The sequence below is a fragment of the Rhodobacteraceae bacterium M385 genome, from assembly GCA_025141835.1.
Taxonomy (GTDB): domain Bacteria; phylum Pseudomonadota; class Alphaproteobacteria; order Rhodobacterales; family Rhodobacteraceae; genus Gymnodinialimonas.
Genome location: CP081102.1, coordinates 700842 through 714816, shown reverse-complemented (window position 1 = coordinate 714816; position 13975 = coordinate 700842). Strand labels below are relative to the sequence as shown.

Sequence of the window (13975 nt, the reverse complement as noted above, 5' to 3'; positions counted from 1 at the left end):
ACGGCAACTTATCCACAACCCACGGGCCGAGAATGGCCGTTTTGGCGCTCCTGATCCCGCCTCGTTAAGCACTTTTCAAACAATTCCCCGGATCATCGGCGCGATGACAGACCCCAAGACCTTCGATCACCTCCTGCTTGGCGTGGGCGCTATGAAAGCGGGCACGACGTGGATTTATGACGCCCTTAACCGTCACCCCGACATCCACTTCTGTCGCGAAAAAGAAGTGCACTACCTCTACGCCCGCCATGTGAACCCCGGCATCTTGTCGGACAAATCGCGAATGCGCAGGGCGCAGGGGTATTTGCATTTTGATCCCGAACGCTCTGCCCTTCCGGTGCTGCAACGGCGGGTGGAATGGACGGCGAATTGGCTGAAGGGGCCGGTCGATGACGCTTGGTTCAACGGCCTGTTTCAACACCGGGGCGCGGCGACCTGGGTGGCGGATTTCTCCAACATGAACGCACTGGTGCCCACCGAGGGGTGGGCCGCGCTCCACGCCCGCACGGCGAAACTGCGGATCGTCTACACCCTGCGTGAACCGATGGACCGGCTCTGGAGCCATGTGCGCTTTCACCTGAAAATGCAGGGCGCGAGTGAGAAGTTGGAACAATGGTCCCTCGATCAGCTGGAAGATCACATCCGCACCGGCGGCGATTATTTGCAGCACAGCGATTACGTCGCCGCGATCAAACGGATGCGCGCTGCGCTGCCGCCGGAATGCCTGCACATCGCGATGTTCGACCGCATCCCCGACGCCCCCCGCGCCTTTATCGCGGATATTGAACGGTTTCTGGGCGTCGTGCCCTTCGATCTGCCCGACAGTATCGTGACCCGTGTGGTTAACGCCTCTCCGCCGCGCCCGATGCCCAAGGGCCTTGCCGAGCGCTTCGCACACGAGACCGCGCAGCAGGTCGAAGGGCTCGCCGCCCTTGGCGTGACGGTGCCTGCGACATGGAACCCGGAGAAGGCCTTAACTTTTCAGTAGGCTCCCCGGCTTCCCTGCGGCACACTAGGGCAAAATCAGACCTCAGGGAGAGAGATCATGAAAACCACCCTTCGCCCGATCTTGGGCCTTAGCGCCGCCGTTTTGGCGCTGACCGCTGGCACCGCCATGGCGCAACAAACCACCCTTAGCATCGGCATGCAGCTGGAGCCGCCGATGCTGGACCCCACAGGCGGCGCGGCTGCCGCGATTGACGAAGTGGTCTACTCCAACGTGTTCGAGGGGCTGACCCGCTTCGCCGCCGACGGCGCGGTTATTCCCGGCCTCGCGGAAAGCTGGGACATCTCGGAAGATGGCACCACCTACACGTTCCACCTGCGCGACGGCGTGACTTTCCATGACGGCGCGGCGATGACGGCGGAAGACGTTGTCTTCTCTCTCGATCGGGCGCGGGCCGAAGGCTCCACCAACGCGCAGGCCGCCCTTTTTGCCAATATCGTCAGTGCCGAAGCGGTGGATGACACCACCGTCACCGTCACGCTCGACGGGCCAGACGGCGCGTTCCTGTTCGACATGGCATGGGGTGACGCGGTGATCGTGGACGCCGCCAGCGCCGACACCAACGCGACCAACCCCATCGGCACCGGCGCGTTCTCCTTCACCGAATGGCGCCAAGGCGACAGCATCACGCTGACCCGCAACGACAGCTATTGGGGCGACGCTCCAGCGCTGACCGAGGTGACATTCCGCTTCATCAGCGACCCCAACGCCGCCATGGCCGCGATGATGGCGGGCGATCTGGATGCCTTCCCGGTCTTTCCCGCCCCCGAAACACTGGCGCAGTTTGAGGCCGACCCCCGCTTCAACGTCATCGTCGGCTCCACCGAAGGGGAGACGATTCTTGCCATGAACAACGGTGGAGAGGTTCTTTCTAACCCGCTGATCCGGCAAGCGATTTCCCACGCGATCAACCGCCAGGACATCATCGACGGCGCGATGTTCGGCTACGGCACGCCCATCGGCACGCACTTCGCGCCCCACAATCCTGACTATGTGGACCTGACCGGGCAATCGGCCTTTGATCCAGAACGCGCCCGAGAGCTGCTGGCCGAAGCGGGGGCCGAGGATCTGACCCTGCGCCTGATGTTGCCGCCGCCGGCCTATGCGCGCCGTGGTGGCGAGATCATCGCCAGCCAATTGCGCGACGTGGGCATTGCAACGGAAATCACCAACCTCGAATGGGCCGGTTGGTTGGAACAGGTGTTCCGGGGCTACGACTTTGACCTGACGATTATCAGCCACACAGAGCCAGCGGACATCAACATCTATGCCCGGCCCGAGTACTATTTCCAGTACGACAACGCCGAGTTCCAAGCCCTGATGGAGGAGCTTTCCGTCACCACGGACCCGGCGGAGCGCACGCGCATTAACCAAGCCGCGCAGCAGATGATCGCGGATGATTACGTGAACGCCTATCTGTTCCAACTGCCCAAAACCGGTGTCGCCAATGCCAATATCGTGGGCCTTTGGGCGAACTCGCCCACCCAGGCGATTGACGTGACCGGCGTCAGCTGGAGCGAGTAACCAGCCGTTGAAAAACGCCATTGTAGCGGGGGGCTGACGCCCCCCGTTGCGCTTCGCTGATTGCGCCTGCGGCCCTTCGGCCCTTCGGCGCCCACGCGCCCTGCGGGCGCGATGTTATTTCACCCAAGGATTTTCCATGTCGCTGCCCCTTAACCTTTTTTCCAGCGCCGCCCTCGCCCTCTGCCTGACCTCCCCCGCCCTGGCCGAAACGCTGATGGTGACGAACTTCTACCCCACCGGCCCCGGCTCTTTGCAGGAAGCCCTGGACGCGGCGGCAGCATCGGACGAGCGGACGGTGATCTACGTCACCCAAGCCGACGGCACGATCACCACGGAAGTCGGTTTGCGGTATGAGGGCACCTCTCCGCTGGTCATCATGGGCAACGGCGTGACCATCGCGTCCGACAATGACGTGACGCTTCTGTCGGCCATCGGCCCGCAGGTCTTGGCGATCATCGCCACGCGCTTCACCGGACCGGGCGGCTATTCCCTTGCCAACCAAAGCACCGCAGAGACACCCGGAAAAGGCATCTTTCTAGACGTCGCCGAGGACGCGGAAGGCGTGGTGAGTCTTGTGCTGACGAATGTGGCCGTGTCGGGCGTGGCAGGCCACGGCATCCACGTATCCGATTGCACCTTGGCCGACGATTGCGGCAGCGGCGATGGCGGGACGGGTGAAGGCTCTGCCGCGTCGATCCAGTTGGAGCTGAACCGGGTGCATATCTCGGACGTGGGGCAAGGCAGCTTTGACGCCGACGGCTTGCGTGTGGACGAACGCGGACCGGGAAGCATTGACCTGACCGGGGTGAACCTTGTTGCGACAGGGGTGGGCGCCGACGGGTTCGAGTTGGACGAGGGCCAAGCGGGCGACGTGATCGTGGACCTGATCCGGGCCAATTTTATCGAGAACGGCAGCTACTGCGACCCCGCCGTGCTGGCCTCATTCCTGCCCGCCGAACCCGAGGGCGAATTTGAAGAATTCGAGATCATCGTAGGAGACCTGCCCCAGCCTTCTGACGACACGCCAGACATGGGCTGTTTTGAGCTGGAGGTCGAAACCTATGAAGGCGGCAGTGTGGAGGAATATGAATACTCCATCGACGTAGACGATGGCTTTGACATCGATGAAGCCGGTCCCGGCAGCATCATCGCGACATTGTCCATCGGGCAAATGCTTGGCAATTTCGATGAGGGTTATGACTTCGACGAACAAGGCCCGGGCGACATCGACGTGGTCTTCACCGGCATCATCGGCAACGGCAATATCGACGACGCAATCAAGCTGTCCGAGGAAGGGCCGGGCAGCGTCTATGTGACGGCAACGGCGGTCGAGGCCTCGTCCAACGGCGGTGTGGGCATCGTGGCTGAGGAAGACGACGCGGGCGATCTGATGATGACGCTGATCAGCTCGGCCACCGCCGGAAATGACGGCGGCGACCTTGGGGTAGAGGCCGTGCAAGACGGCAGCGGAGAGGGCAATGTCTACGTCGTGGAGAGCGAAATGGCTGACGGGATCGACACCGACGGCGTAACGCTGGACGTAGACTAGATCGCCCTGCCCCCACCCCCAGCCCGCAACACGACACGACGCGGGCGGGGGTCGGCGGCATCACCCCTTACCCGACCACGTTGAACTCTGGCCCATAGGGGTAGCCAGTGATGTTTTCGGCCCCGTCCTCGGTCACGATCAGGATGTCATGTTCACGGTAACCACCTGCGCCGGGCTGGCCTTCGGGGATCGTCACCATCGGCTCCATCGAAATGACCATGCCGGGTTCCAGCACCGTGTCGATATCTTCGCGCAGCTCCAGCCCCGCCTCGCGCCCGTAGTAATGGGACAGTACCCCGAACGAATGGCCGTAGCCGAAACTGCGGTATTGCAGCAGGTCTTCCTCGGCGAAGAACTCATTCACCCCGGCGGTGATCTCGGCACAGCTTGCGCCCGGTTTAATCAGGGAAATCCCCAACTCATGGGCCGCGACGTTGGTCTCCCATATGCGCAGGGAGGCCGCATCTACGGTTTCGACAAACATCGTGCGCTCCAGCGCCGTGTAGTAGCCCGAGATCATCGGGAAGGTGTTGAGCGACAGGATATCCCCCCGCCCCAAGGCCCGCGCGGTCACCGGGTTGTGGGCGCCGTCGGTGTTCAGCCCCGATTGGAACCAAACCCAAGTGTCGCGGTATTCGGCATCGGGGAATTCTGCGGCGATGTGCGCTTCCATCGCGTCGCGCCCTGCCATGGCGATGTCGATTTCCCGCGCCCCGGCCCGGACCGCATCGCGGATCGCGTAGCCGCCCACATCTGCCGTGGCCGCGCCTGCACGGATCAAGGCGCGTTCGGCGTCGGATTTCATCATCCGCTGCACCATGGTGGCGGGCGCGATATCGACCAAGGCGGCGGGCTTCAGAAATGCGCTCAACAGCCCATGTTGCGCGACCGAGATATGGTCCCCCTCAAACCCCACACGCGCGCCCTCACCCGCCACATGGCGGATGGTGCGCCAGTAGTTGTTCCGCTCCCAATCCGTATAGGTCAGCGCCTCATGGGCGCAGCGCCGCCACGGTTGGCCCGCGTCGATGCCCGCGCTGATGACAACGCTTCGCTCGGCGGTGACCACCAGCCCATAAGGCCGCCCGAACGCGCAATAAAGGAACCCCGAATAATAGGCGATGTTGTGCATCGAGGTCAGGACCGCAACCGACACGCCTTGCGCCGCCATGATCGCGCGAAGACCGCGCAGGCGGGCGTCATACTCGGACAGATCGAAGGGCAAAGCCGCCTTCTGGCCGTTGTGCATCTCGTAAAATTGGGGGCGCTGCATCGCGGACCCTCCTTTGACAGAAGGCCCCGGCGTTCAGGGCAGTTTGGCCAAAGAAAGCGACGCCATCGCTTCAGCCGTAGGGCAGATGTAACCGGGGGATTGGCATTCTGGCAAGGGCTTTGCGAGTGGCGCGCCGCCTACCCCGTCATTGGCAGGGAACCGGTGACAAGGTCGGTATCAAAGGCGCAGAAATCATGCAGGGCAACGCAGGCCTCTTGCTTGGTGGCGACGCGCAGGCAGGTTTCCTCGGTCCGTTGAGGTCCTTGGCCCAGATCCGGGAATATCTGCGCGATCTCATCGCGGGCAGCGGGACAAAGCGCGTCAAGCATCGTGTCGCCCAGAAACAAGGTCTCGGACCACAGGCCCGCGACATTCACCACTTCGTGGTGGTCCAGTAAGATATGCACGTAATCCACCCCGTGCTCGGCGTTGCCGAGGGAAATACCGGGGCGCTGCGTTAACCATTGCGCAGGCACAAGCACCGCAGCGTCATCCAACGCGACATGGCTTTTGCCGGTGCCTAAAGCGATGCGGTGTTGCGGCGACACTTGCACCGGGGCCGAAGGCACACCGGGCGCGATGGCATCGGGCGCAATCGCCACAGGGGCGAGATGCGGGTTCCGCGCCAGCTCTGCCGCGCTGATCTTGCGCCGACCGATCCAGCGGATGGGCTTGGCATAGCCCTGCGCTGTCAGCACCATATCGCCGGGCGATAGCGTTTCAATTGCCCGAGGGCCACGGGGCGTTTCCACCTGCGATCCGGCGACGAAACAGACGAAATCGGGCAGCGTCGCATAGGCGCTGGCGGGGGCGTTAACGATGTTGTTGTTCGTCCCGGTGATCGTGTCGCCCACGTCAAATGTGCCCTGAGTGGCCACAATCAGCACCGGGCTGGAATATTGCAGCAGCGTGAAACTCACCGGGTTTCCGGCGAGCGTACCGGTATAAGCCTCGAACGTCTGGAAATTGGTCGAATCGCCGTTAAAGCCGGGAATGCCGCTGACATCGAGCTGTGGACCGTTGCCATCGGGATCTTCCAGAAGCGCATCATCGTCAATAACATCAACGACATACTCGTTAAGAACGGTCACGTTGGACGATCCGAGCGGGTCGGTATTAATCTCATAAATGACGAGCGTTGGCATGGTTTTTGCACCGAAATCGGAGGGACATAGAAGTATACAGGGCAAGATAGCCCGATAAATCAGCCGTCAATATGACGCTGAGGGCCAATTGCCGCCCCAATGGTTAACGCCGTGTCAGGTGCCCTGATCGGCGCAAGGTTAACCAAGCCCTCTGGCCCATTGCGCGCGACCGCCGTAACGTCGCCTGCATGAGCCGCTATCTCCTCTTCCGTGCCCTGTCCCTGAGCCTGAGCCTGATCGTCGCCAGCTTCGCGATTTTCGCGGTGGTGGAGGTGATCCCCGGCGACCCCGCCGCCTATATGTTGGGCCTGAACGCCACCGAAGAGGCCATAACCAACCTGCGGGCCGAATTGGGGTTAGAGGGCAGTTTGGCCACACGCTACCTGTCGTGGGTGACCGGCATGGTCACGGGGGATTTCGGCACGTCGTACAATTACCGCGTGCCGGTGGCCGAGCTGATTGCAGACCGGATCTGGATCTCGGTTCCCTTGGCGGTTCTAGCGCTGATCCTCTCGACGTTGATCGCCGTGCCCGTGGGCGTTCTGGCCGCCGCAAACAGGGGCCGCATCGGCGATTATCTGACCATGGGCGTGACGCAATTGGGCATTGCGGTGCCGAACTTCTGGTTCGCCATGTTCCTTGTGTTGCTGTTCGCGGTGAAGCGGCAGTGGTTCCCCTCGGGCGGGTTTGGCGGCTGGGATGATCCGGGGGCCGCGCTGCGGTCCCTTACCCTGCCCGCCATCGCCTTGGCCCTACCGCAAGCGGCTATCCTGGCGCGGGTCATGCGCTCGGCCCTGATCGAGACGTTGGACCAAGATTACATCCGCACCGCCCGCGCCAAGGGTCTGTCACCGCGCCAAGCAATCCTGCGCCACGCATTGCGCAACGCGCTGATCCCGGTGCTGACCATCATCGGATTGCAGTTCAGCTTCCTACTGGCGGGCGCGATCATTATCGAAAACGTCTTCTACCTGCCCGGCCTTGGGCGGTTGATTTTCCAAGGCATCACCCAGAGGGATTTGATCGTGGTGGAAAGCGTCACCATGCTGCTTGTCTTCGCGGTGATCGTGGTGACCTTCCTTGTGGACATCGCCTACGCCATCGTGGACCCGAGGCTTCGCCGCACATGAAACACCTGCCCCCTGCCCTTGTTTTCGGCACGCTCATATCGGGCTTTTTCCTTGCCTTGGCGCTGCTGTCGTTGGTCTGGACACCCTACGACACGGCCAGTCTCTCCATCGCGGACCGCTTGCAACCGGCCTCTGCCGCCCATTGGTTCGGGACCGATCAGTTTGGCCGCGACCTTGTGTCGATGCTGATGGAGGGCACCCAGACCTCGATCGCTGTGGCGCTGGTCGCCGTGGGCATCGGCGTGGGTTTGGGCGTGCCCTTGGGGCTGGCGGCGGCGGCGACCAAAGGGTCCCTGCTGGACGAGGTCATCATGCGGGGCAACGACCTGATTTTTGCCTTCCCGTCCCTTGTGATCGCGATCCTGATTACCGCCGTCTACGGCCCTTCGGCCACCAATGCGATCCTGGCCATTGGTATCTTCAACATCCCCGTTTTCGCCCGTGTCGCCCGCGGCGGGGCGCTGCCGATCTGGACACTCGAGTACATCCTCGCCGCCCGCACCGCTGGCAAATCCCCCACACGGATCAGCTTCGAACACATTCTGCCCAACATCGCGAACCTGTTGATCGTGCAGGCCACGATCCAGTTCTCTCTCGGCATTCTGGCCGAGGCGGGCCTGTCCTACGTGGGCCTTGGGGCGCAGCCGCCCACGGCGTCCCTTGGCAAGATGTTGGCCGACGCGCAGACGATGGTTTATTCCCACGCGCATCTGGCGTTTCTGCCGGGCCTGTCGATCGTGCTTCTGGTGCTTGGCCTCAACCTGATGGGCGACGGGCTACGCGATGCCCTTGATCCGCGCCTGCGGAGGGCTCGAGGATGATTGAGGTTGAAGGGCTGTCTCTCAGCATCGGGCGCAAGGCGATCCTGGACGACGTGAGCCTGTCGATCCGCCCGAAAGAGATTTTCGGTCTGGTGGGCGAAAGCGGCTCGGGCAAGTCGATGACGGCGCTGGCGATGATGGGTCTGTTGCCCCGCCGCGCCGAGACAAGGGGCCGTGCATTGCTGGACGGGGTGGACCTGCTGGCGCTGGACGAACACGCCTTGCAAGGCCTGCGCGGCAACGACATCGCGATGATTTTTCAAGAGCCGATGACCGCCCTGAACCCGGTGCAAACCATTGGCGACCAAGTGGCCGAAACGCTGTTGATCCACACCGACACCACCCGCGCCAAGGCCCGAGAGATTGCGAGAGACAGGCTGGATCGTGTGGGCTTGTCCCACATTGCGCTGGACCGTTTCCCCCACGAGCTTTCCGGCGGCCAGCGGCAGCGCGTCTGCATCGCCAGCGCCATCGCCCTGCATCCGCGCCTGCTTATCGCGGATGAGCCCACGACGGCGCTGGATGTCACGACACAGGCGCAAATCCTTGACCTGTTGAAGGAACTGGTCGCCGAAGAAGGCATGTCGCTGCTGCTGATTACCCATGATCTGGCCGTGGTGTCCGACATGGCCGACCGCATCGCGGTGATGCAAAGCGGCCAAATTGTGGAGCAAGGGCCAACGGCGCAGGTCTTGCGCGACCAAACCCATCCCTACACACGGGCGCTGTTCGCGGCATCCTCGCATCAGCCCGACCGCGCGGCAGAGGCCCTGCCCGATGCGATCTTGTCCCTGCGCGATGTGCACCGCCACTACCCCGGCCCCCGCCAGGGCTTCCACCGAGGTCCGCCCGTGCGCGCTGTCGATGGGGTCTCCTTCGATCTGCAACGGGGCGAAAGCCTTGGGTTGGTGGGCGAAAGCGGTTGCGGGAAATCTACCCTGACCCGCGCGATCCTTGGCCTTGATCCGGTGAGTTCGGGCAGCATTACCCTGAACGGCCACGGCGTCAGCCCGCAGATGCCGCGCGCGCTACGGGCCGATGTGCAGGTCGTGTTCCAAGACCCCTACGGCAGCTTCAACCCACGCTGGCGTGTGGACCGCATCGTGACAGAACCGTTCCACCTGCTCGACACCAAGCCCGACCCCGGCCCCGCCGTGGCAGAAGCGCTGGAGGCCGTGCGCCTGTCGCCCGATGATGCCCTGAAATACCCCCACGAATTCTCGGGCGGGCAGCGCCAGCGCATCGCCATTGCCCGCGCGTTGATAACCAAGCCCAAACTTTTGGTGCTAGATGAAGCCGTCAGCGCGTTGGACGTGTCGGTGCGGGCGCAAATCCTTGATCTGTTGGCGGATTTGCAGGGGGATTTCGGGCTAAGCTATCTGTTTATCTCTCACGATTTGACGGTTGTTCGCTCCATCACAGACCGCGTTTTGGTGATGCAAAAGGGCCAGATCGTGGAACAGGGAGACACGCAAGCCGTCTTCACCAACCCGCAACATACCTACACGCAGACCCTTCTGAACGCCGCACCTAAACTCCCCGGAGGCCCCTATGACACCTTGGTTTGACCCCTCTCTTTTGTTCATCGACGGCCAATGGCGTCCCTGTGCCAGCGGCGACACCCTGCCTGTGGTGAATCCGTCGAACGGCGAGGAGATCGCGCGTATTGCGCGCGGTGGAGGAGCCGACGTAGACGCCGCCGTGAAAGCCGCGACGGCGGCGCTGGAAGGCGACTGGGGCGCGATGACCGCCGCAGAGCGGGGTCGCATCCTGCTCCGCCTGAGCGCGTTGGTGTTGGACAATGCCGAGGCTCTAGCCCAGATGGAATCCGCCGATGTCGGCAAGCCCCTGACCCAAGCGAGAGGCGACGTGACCGCGCTGGCGCGCTACTGTGAATTCTACGGCGGTGCAGCCGACAAGCTGACAGGGGAAACGATCCCGTTCCAGCAAGGCTTCACCGTCTACACCCTGCGTGAACCCCATGGCGTGACGGGCCATATCATCCCGTGGAACTACCCGATGCAGATCATCGGCCGCTCCATCGGTGCAGCGCTGGCCACGGGCAACGCTTGCGTGTTGAAACCAGCGGAAGAGGCCTGTTTGACCGCGCTGGCCTTCGCCGATCTGGCCCGCCAAGCCGGGCTGCCAGCGGGCGCGTTGAACGTGGTTCCGGGATTGGGGGCAGAGGCCGGCGCGGCGCTGACGGCTCATCCGGGCGTCCGGCATCTGTCGTTTACCGGGTCCGTGGCCACCGGGCGACGCGTACAGATCGCCGCCGCCGAAAACATCGTGCCGGTGACGTTGGAGTTGGGGGGCAAGTCGCCTCAGATCGTGTTTAATGACGCTGATTTGGACAAGGCGCTGCCGTTCCTGGTGAACGCAGGCATCCAGAACGCGGGGCAGACCTGTTCGGCGGGATCTCGTATCCTTGTGCAACGGGATATCCACGATGAGTTGGCCGCCCGCATGGCCGAGGAAATTGCCGCGCTAACCATCGCGCCCGCGGGGGAGGACGCCCGGGTGGGTCCGTTGGTCTCGGCCCGGCAGAAGGCGATTGTGGAGGGGTTTCTGGAACAGGCAAGCGCCGAGCAGGTTTTAGCGAAGGCGCAGTTGCCTGATGGCTTGCCGGAGGGCGGCAATTATGTGGCCCCGGTGTTGTTGGGAAACATCGGGCCAGATCACCCCTTGGCGCAGGATGAGATTTTCGGCCCCGTGCAGGTGTTGATCCCGTTTGAGGACGAAGACGACGCGGTGCGCATCGCCAATGGCACAAAGTACGGCTTGGTCGCCTCGGTCTGGAGTGCAGACGGCGGGCGGCAGATGCGGTTGGCCAAGCGGCTGAAGGCGGGTCAGGTGTTCTTGAACAACTATGGTGCGGCGGGCGGTGTCGAGTTGCCCTTCGGCGGCGTCGGGCATTCCGGTCACGGACGGGAAAAGGGGTTTGAGGCGCTTTACGCTTTCACCACCTTGAAGACGGTAGCGGCCCATCACGGATGACGGTTTGAGAGGTTGGTGTAGCACGGGGGGCCAGCCCCCCACGCGGTTTTTCCAAAAGGAAAAACGCGCGTTCCCCCCGGAGGTGTATTTGCCAAGATGAAGGGGGGAGGCAGATGTGGTGCGAAGAGGAAGGGAGTTGAGGATGAGACTTGAGGGAAAAACCGCGATTGTAACGGGGGCGGGGTCGGGCTTTGGCGCCGGGATTGCGAGGATATTTGCGAGAGAGGGCGCCGCCGTGATGGTGGCGGATGTAAATGAGGAGGCCGCGGCGGCGGTGGCCGAGGAGATTGGCGGGGTCGCTTTGCGAGTGGATGTATCCAAGGGCGCGGATGTGGCGGCCATGGCGGAAGCTGCGATGGGCCAATGGGGGCGCATTGATATCGTGGTGAACAACGCGGGCATCACCCATTTGCCGACGCCGTTGGAGGAGGTCAGCGAGGAGGAGTTTGACCGTATCCTCGCGGTGAACGCCAAGTCGGTCTACCTGACGGCGAGGGAGATCGTGCCGCATATGAAGGCGGCGGGAACGGGGGCGATTTTGAACATCGCCTCCACCGCCGGGCTCTCGCCGAGGCCGAACTTGAATTGGTACAATGCCTCCAAGGGGTGGATGATAACCGCGACGAAGACCATGGCGGTTGAGTTAGCTCCGGCCGGCATTCGGGTGAACGCGCTTTGCCCCGTCGCCGGGGAGACGCCGTTGCTGGCAAGTTTCATGGGGGAAGACACGCCGGAGATCCGGGCAAAGTTCCTATCCACGATCCCTTTGGGGCGGTTCAGCCAGCCCGAGGACATGGGGGAAGCGGCGGCGTTCTTATGCTCGGACGCGGCCTCGATGATTACCGGGACAGCGTTGGAAGTGGACGGGGGGCGGTGCATATGATGGGGCCCGGTCCGCGCAATCTGATTACCGATGTGGCGGGGCTGCGCGTGGGGAATGCGCAGGACGCGGGCGTGAAGACCGGGGCCACGGTATTGGTGGGCGATGAGCCGTTCACGGCGGCGGTGCATGTCATGGGCGGCGCGCCGGGCACGAGAGAGACGGACCTTCTCGCACCTGACAAGACGGTGCAGAGCGCTGACGCGCTGGTCCTGTCGGGGGGATCGGCCTTCGGCCTTGATGCCGCCTCCGGCGTGGCGGATGCCCTGCGGGCAGAGGGGAGAGGGTTCAAGGTTGGTGATCAGGTGGTGCCGATTGTGCCGTCGGCGATCTTGTTTGATCTGATCAACGGCGGCGACAAGGCTTGGGAGGAAAACCCCTATAAGGCCCTTGGCCGTACCGCTTTGGCCGATGCAGGGGCGGATTTCGCCTTGGGCTCGGTCGGGGCCGGAACGGGCGCGTTGATTGCGGATATGAAGGGGGGCTTAGGCTCGGCCTCTTTGCGGATCGGGGCCTATACAGTGGGGGCCTTGGTAGCGGTGAACGCCTTGGGCCGGGTCACGGTGGGCGATGGGCCAGAGTTCTGGGCCGCACCGTTTGAGATGGGTGGTGAGTTCGGCGGGCGCGGCATGGCTGGTACCTTTGATGCGGGTGCTTTGCCGCCCTTGAAGGGCGGAGACAGTCGCAACACCACCATCGCCATTGTCGCCACCGATGCGGCCCTGACCCAAGCGCAGGCCACGAGGCTTGCGGTGGCCGCCCATGATGGCATGGCACGGGCGATCTACCCCAGTCACACGCCGATGGACGGAGATCTGGTCTTTGCCGCCGCCACGGGGGCGGTGCCTTTGGCGGAGGAAGGTGATCTGCTGATGCTGGGTCACGGGGCGGCGTTGTGCTTGTCACGGGCGATTGCGAGGGGCGTTTATGAGGCGCGTCCGGCGCAGGGTGATGTGATGCCCACCTACCGGGAGAAGTTTGGGTAGGGCGCGTCCGCCGTGCGCACGCTTAGCAGTAAACGCAAAAGGCCCCGCCGATCTGGCAGGGCCTTTGCTTGTTCTTGAGACAGCGAAGGGTCAGTGCAGCTGGCGACCGACTTCTTCAATCGCTTCATCGATCAGCTTGTTCTGATCGGCAGCACTGGTGCCCTGTGCGATCACTTCTGCCGCAGCAGCAACGGCCACAGCGGCGGCATTGTCACGGACCGAACGGTTAGCCTTGGTCACGGCGCTGGCGATCTGGTCTTCGGCAGCGGCCAAACGACGGGTGATCGACGCGGCGATATCCGCCTTGGCCTGCTCTGCCGCGGTTTCGGCGTTGATACGGGCCTCGGACACGATGCGGGCGGATTGCTCCTCCACTTCGCGGGCCTTGCGCTCGTAGGAGGCCAGAAGGGTCTGTGCCTCTTCACGCAGGGCGCGAGCTTCGTCCAATTCAGAGCGGATGCCATCGGCGCGGCTGTCCAGCATACCCATCAACATCTTCGGCACGCCGAAGTAGAAGATGACGGCAAGGAACAGCAGGAAGCCAAGGAAAACGACCCAGTCCGTGTTACCCAGAGAGGGCGACAGCAAGCCGTGGGGCGCATCTTCCGCTGCGAAGGCAGGGGTTGCAGCAATCGCCAGGAGAACGGTCAAATAACGCATGATC

12 protein-coding genes are annotated in these 13975 nt (G+C 63.1%); 9 read left to right on the top strand and 3 right to left on the bottom strand.

Features of this window, described 5'->3' with window-relative positions:
• Nucleotides 1-103: 103 nt before the first annotated feature.
• From K3728_03650 to K3728_03640, 3 genes are all read left to right on the top strand, one after another.
• The gene (locus K3728_03650) at nucleotides 104-988 is read left to right on the top strand and encodes a sulfotransferase (protein UWQ96346.1); all 885 of its coding nucleotides are present in this window, start codon (nucleotides 104-106) and stop codon (nucleotides 986-988) included.
• 57 nt (nucleotides 989-1045) lie between these two features.
• Entirely contained in the window at nucleotides 1046-2530 is a 1485-nt protein-coding gene (locus tag K3728_03645; protein UWQ96345.1) for an ABC transporter substrate-binding protein, read from the top strand.
• 136 nt (nucleotides 2531-2666) lie between these two features.
• On the top strand, nucleotides 2667-4079 hold the full coding sequence (locus K3728_03640; GenBank protein ID UWQ96344.1) for a hypothetical protein: 1413 nt from the start codon (nucleotides 2667-2669) through the stop codon (nucleotides 4077-4079).
• 67 nt (nucleotides 4080-4146) lie between these two features.
• Here the strand turns inward: K3728_03640 and K3728_03635 are convergent, their stop codons facing one another.
• Both K3728_03635 and K3728_03630 read right to left on the bottom strand, forming a co-directional pair.
• Entirely contained in the window at nucleotides 4147-5352 is a 1206-nt protein-coding gene (locus K3728_03635; protein ID UWQ96343.1) for an aminopeptidase P family protein, read from the bottom strand.
• A gap of 137 nt (nucleotides 5353-5489) precedes the next feature.
• Nucleotides 5490-6497 (bottom strand): Hint domain-containing protein, encoded by a 1008-nt coding sequence (locus tag K3728_03630; protein UWQ96342.1) that lies wholly within the window; start codon nucleotides 6495-6497, stop codon nucleotides 5490-5492.
• Nucleotides 6498-6685: 188 nt separating this feature from the next.
• On the opposite strand from K3728_03630, the gene K3728_03625 reads away from it, so the two are divergent.
• From K3728_03625 to K3728_03600, 6 genes are all read left to right on the top strand, one after another.
• Nucleotides 6686-7627 (top strand): ABC transporter permease, encoded by a 942-nt coding sequence (locus tag K3728_03625; protein UWQ96341.1) that lies wholly within the window; start codon nucleotides 6686-6688, stop codon nucleotides 7625-7627.
• A gap of 5 nt (nucleotides 7628-7632) precedes the next feature.
• On the top strand, nucleotides 7633-8448 hold the full coding sequence (locus K3728_03620) for an ABC transporter permease (protein ID UWQ97434.1): 816 nt from the start codon (nucleotides 7633-7635) through the stop codon (nucleotides 8446-8448).
• Nucleotides 8445-10016 carry a dipeptide ABC transporter ATP-binding protein gene (locus K3728_03615; protein UWQ96340.1) on the top strand — a complete coding sequence of 524 codons (1572 nt, stop codon included), beginning with the start codon at nucleotides 8445-8447 and terminating at the stop codon, nucleotides 10014-10016. Before K3728_03620 ends, K3728_03615 begins: the two co-directional genes overlap by 4 nt.
• Nucleotides 10000-11445, top strand: coding sequence for an aldehyde dehydrogenase family protein (locus tag K3728_03610; protein UWQ96339.1), 1446 nt, complete (start codon nucleotides 10000-10002; stop codon nucleotides 11443-11445). The genes K3728_03615 and K3728_03610 overlap by 17 nt, the downstream gene beginning before the upstream one ends.
• A gap of 142 nt (nucleotides 11446-11587) precedes the next feature.
• A complete protein-coding gene (locus K3728_03605; GenBank protein UWQ96338.1) occupies nucleotides 11588-12328 on the top strand; it encodes an SDR family oxidoreductase in 741 nt (246 codons plus the stop codon).
• Nucleotides 12328-13311 (top strand): P1 family peptidase, encoded by a 984-nt coding sequence (locus tag K3728_03600; protein UWQ97433.1) that lies wholly within the window; start codon nucleotides 12328-12330, stop codon nucleotides 13309-13311. The genes K3728_03605 and K3728_03600 overlap by 1 nt, the downstream gene beginning before the upstream one ends.
• A 90-nt stretch (nucleotides 13312-13401) precedes the next feature.
• On the opposite strand, the gene K3728_03595 is transcribed toward K3728_03600, so the two are convergent.
• Entirely contained in the window at nucleotides 13402-13971 is a 570-nt protein-coding gene (locus tag K3728_03595) for a F0F1 ATP synthase subunit B (GenBank protein UWQ96337.1), read from the bottom strand.
• Nucleotides 13972-13975 lie beyond the last annotated feature (4 nt).

Excerpts from the sequence above, each read along its gene's own strand:
- K3728_03635 (UWQ96343.1), bottom strand. The coding sequence starts at position 5,352 with ATGCAGCGCCCCCAATTTTACGAGATGCACAACGGCCAGAAGGCGGCT.
- K3728_03625 (UWQ96341.1), top strand. The coding sequence starts at position 6,686 with ATGAGCCGCTATCTCCTCTTCCGTGCCCTGTCCCTGAGCCTGAGCCTG.
- K3728_03615 (UWQ96340.1), top strand. The coding sequence starts at position 8,445 with ATGATTGAGGTTGAAGGGCTGTCTCTCAGCATCGGGCGCAAGGCGATC.
- K3728_03605 (UWQ96338.1), top strand. The coding sequence starts at position 11,588 with ATGAGACTTGAGGGAAAAACCGCGATTGTAACGGGGGCGGGGTCGGGC.
- K3728_03610 (UWQ96339.1), top strand. The coding sequence starts at position 10,000 with ATGACACCTTGGTTTGACCCCTCTCTTTTGTTCATCGACGGCCAATGG.
- K3728_03595 (UWQ96337.1), bottom strand. The coding sequence starts at position 13,971 with ATGCGTTATTTGACCGTTCTCCTGGCGATTGCTGCAACCCCTGCCTTC.
- K3728_03600 (UWQ97433.1), top strand. The coding sequence starts at position 12,328 with ATGGGGCCCGGTCCGCGCAATCTGATTACCGATGTGGCGGGGCTGCGC.
- K3728_03640 (UWQ96344.1), top strand. The coding sequence starts at position 2,667 with ATGTCGCTGCCCCTTAACCTTTTTTCCAGCGCCGCCCTCGCCCTCTGC.
- K3728_03650 (UWQ96346.1), top strand. The coding sequence starts at position 104 with ATGACAGACCCCAAGACCTTCGATCACCTCCTGCTTGGCGTGGGCGCT.
- K3728_03645 (UWQ96345.1), top strand. The coding sequence starts at position 1,046 with ATGAAAACCACCCTTCGCCCGATCTTGGGCCTTAGCGCCGCCGTTTTG.
- K3728_03630 (UWQ96342.1), bottom strand. The coding sequence starts at position 6,497 with ATGCCAACGCTCGTCATTTATGAGATTAATACCGACCCGCTCGGATCG.